The sequence below is a fragment of the Curtobacterium sp. PsM8 genome (genome assembly GCF_030433875.1).
Taxonomy (GTDB): domain Bacteria; phylum Actinomycetota; class Actinomycetes; order Actinomycetales; family Microbacteriaceae; genus Curtobacterium.
In genome coordinates, this window is the sequence record NZ_JARUXD010000140.1 from 1 (window position 1) to 2447 (window position 2447).

The following is a 2447-nucleotide window of genomic DNA, read 5'->3' on the forward strand; positions in this document are numbered from 1 at the left end:
CAACAGAAACCCGCCCGAACCACGGGATGCCGTGGTTCGAGCGGGTTTCTGTTGTGCGCAGCCGATCGGCACCGCGTGCCGGGTGCCGGGCGCCGTCAGCTCAGTGGATCAGAACCACTTCTCGGCGCGGTGGTCCGCCTGGATGCGACGGATGGTGTTCGAGCGCGACCGCAGCACGAGCGAGTCGGTGTGGATGACGCCCCGCGACCGACGGACACCGTCGACGAGCACGCCGTCGGTGACACCGGTGGCGACGAAGAACGTGTTGTCGCCGGTCACCAGGTCGTCCTGGTCGAGGACCTTGTCCAGGTCGTGGCCGGCGGCGATGGCGCGCTCGCGCTCTTCGTCGTCCTTCGGCTGGAGCTTGCCGAGCAGGACGCCACCGAGCGCCTTGATCGCGCACGCGGTGATGATGCCCTCCGGGGTGCCGCCGACGCCAACGCACATGTCGATCGCCGAGCCGGGGAGTGCCGCCGCGATGCCGCCGGCGACGTCACCGTCGAGGAGCAGTCGGGTACCGGCACCCGTTGCGCGGATGGCGCGGATGAGTTCGTCGTGACGCGGACGGTCGAGCACGGCGACGACCATGTCCTCGAGGTCCTTGCCCTTGGCCTTCGCCAGCGCACGGATGTTGTCGCCGATCGGCTTGTCGAGGTCCAGGACACCGCGACCCTCGGGGCCCGCGGCGATCTTGTCCATGTAGAAGACGGCGGACGGGTCGTACATCGAGCCGCGGTCGGACACGGCCATGACCGAGATGGCGTTCTGGCGGCCGGCGGCGGTGAGCGAGGTGCCGTCGATCGGGTCGACCGCGATGTCGCAGGCCGGGCCGTGGCCGTTGCCGACGTGCTCGCCGTTGTAGAGCATCGGGGCGTTGTCCTTCTCGCCCTCGCCGATGACGACCACGCCGTCGAAGTTCACGGTGCCGAGGAACTTGCGCATCGCGTCCACCGCGGCGCCGTCGGCGAGGTTCTTCTCACCCCGGCCGACCCACGGCTGGGCACGGATCGCGGCAGCCTCCGTCGCGCGGACGAGCTCGAGCGCGAGGTTGCGGTCGGGCTGGAGGAACAGGGAGCCGGTCTCAGTCGTGGGAGTCACACCCCCCAGCGTACCGAGCGCCGACCGTCCGGCCTCCCCGGCGGACGGATGTGCAGAACGTGATCCGTCCACAGGCACCCGCGACACCGAACGCGCACCGACCGGCCCTGACTAGCATCGAACAGGACATCACCGAAGAAGTCGAAGGAGATCCCAGTGCCCATCGCAACGCCGGAACAGTACGCCGAGATGATCGACCGCGCGAAGGCCGGGAAGTTCGCCTACCCCGCGGTCAACGTGTCGTCCTCGCAGACCATCAACGCGGTCCTCCAGGGGCTGACCGAGGCGGGCTCCGACGGCATCATCCAGGTCACGACCGGCGGTGCCGACTACTTCGCCGGCCAGACCGTGAAGAACCGCGCTGCCGGTGCCCTCGCGATGGCGGCCTTCGCGCACGAGGTCGCGAAGAACTACCCGATCACCGTCGCGCTGCACACCGACCACTGCCCGAAGGACGCGCTCGACGGCTTCGTCCTGCCGCTCATCGCGGCCAGCGAGGAAGAGGTTCGTCAGGGCCGCAACCCGATCTTCCAGTCGCACATGTGGGACGGCTCGGCCGTGCCGCTCGACGAGAACATCGAGATCGCCAAGACGATGATCGAGAAGACGCGCAACATCAACGCCATCCTCGAGGTCGAGATCGGCGTCGTCGGTGGCGAAGAGGACGGCGTGCAGCACGAGGGCACGAACGACGCGCTCTACACGACCCCGAACGACGTCGAGCGCGTGGTCGAGGCACTCGGCATGGGCGACCACGGGCGCTGGATCGCCGCGCTGACGTTCGGCAACGTGCACGGCGTCTACAAGCCGGGCAACGTCAAGCTGCGTCCCGAGCTCCTCGGCGAGATCCAGGACGCCATCGCGCAGAAGCACGGCACCGGTCAGAACCCGCTCGACCTCGTCTTCCACGGCGGCTCCGGCTCGACCGACGACGAGATCCACGAGGCCGTCCGCAACGGCGTCATCAAGATGAACATCGACACGGACACGCAGTACGCGTTCACTCGCTCGATCGCCGGCTCGATGTTCTCGAACTACGAAGGCGTCCTGAAGCTCGACGGCGAGGTCGGCAACAAGAAGCAGTACGACCCGCGTGCCTGGGGCAAGGTCGCCGAGTCCGCGATGGCCGCTCGTGTCGTCGAGGCCACGAAGGTCCTCGGGTCCGCGGGACAGTCCCAGAGCTGAGACCAGCGCAGCACTGAGACCAGCGCAGCGCTGAGTTCAACGCAGCACTGCGACCGGACGGGGGGGCCCGGGGGGCGGGCCGGGGGCGCGGCCCCGGGCGCCCCCGCCCCCGGGGGCCCCCCCCCCGCCCCGGCGCCCCCCCCCCCCGGGCCCCCAGGGGCGCG

The 2447-nt window shown here is 69.6% G+C and carries 2 protein-coding genes; one reads left to right on the forward strand and one right to left on the reverse strand.

Features of this window, described 5'->3' with window-relative positions:
- Positions 1-108: 108 nt before the first annotated feature.
- Positions 109-1098: a class II fructose-bisphosphatase gene (gene glpX, locus QCD68_RS17080; protein ID WP_111075711.1), complete on the reverse strand. Its 990-nt coding sequence runs from the start codon at positions 1096-1098 to the stop codon at positions 109-111.
- 156 nt (positions 1099-1254) lie between these two features.
- On the opposite strand from glpX, the gene fbaA reads away from it, so the two are divergent.
- Positions 1255-2283, forward strand: a complete 1029-nt coding sequence (fbaA, locus tag QCD68_RS17085) for a class II fructose-bisphosphate aldolase (protein ID WP_111075712.1) — start codon at positions 1255-1257, stop codon at positions 2281-2283.
- Positions 2284-2447: the final 164 nt, after the last annotated feature.